This is a genomic window from Collinsella sp. TM04-29, from assembly GCF_003466565.1.
Classification (GTDB): Bacteria; Actinomycetota; Coriobacteriia; order Coriobacteriales; family Coriobacteriaceae; genus Collinsella.
Window position 1 is genome coordinate 1 of record NZ_QSPW01000018.1, and the last position, 560, is coordinate 560.

The window sequence follows — 560 nt, forward strand, 5'->3', positions numbered from 1 at the left end:
CGCATCCGGCAGCTTCGCGGTCATGCTCCAGAACGGGAGCGTGATGATGCCGGGGGTCATCTCGCCCACGCCGAGCTCCAGCAACAGCACGCGGCGATCGCTGCGCTCGCGCACGAAGCGCTCGTATCGTCCGAGGCTCTCGCGCCATGCCGCACCTTGCAGAAACGTGTCGTCGCGCACCCACGGCACAAGCTGCCAGCCGCAATGCGGGCATCGGGGGACATCCTCGCTGCGGACCTCGAACCCCGCCATGCCCGCGAGCATGCGCTCGACGTAGGGGCTCGCATCGAAGAGCTCGTCGCAGCATGGCTGCTTGCACTGAAGGTGCGCGAAGCTTCCCTGATAGTTGCAGATCCTCTCGGTGGGAAACGTCTTCTCGACTTGGGTGTCTACATTGGTGCTCAGGATGAAGTAGTCCTTATGGCCGATGAGGGACCGTAGGTCGAGATAGGGCTGCGAGGCCAGCTCGCGCAGCATGAAGTCGATGTATCGCGCGTAGTAGGCCCATTGCTGCTCGAGGCTGGGGTAGAGGTGGTAGAAGCCGTCGAAAAGGCTCTTGA

General features: G+C 63.0%; 1 pseudogene. It reads right to left on the reverse strand.

The features are described 5' to 3' along the window. Positions 1-560 (reverse strand): annotated as a pseudogene (locus DXD39_RS10215) (Sir2 silent information regulator family NAD-dependent deacetylase); the annotation flags it as partial.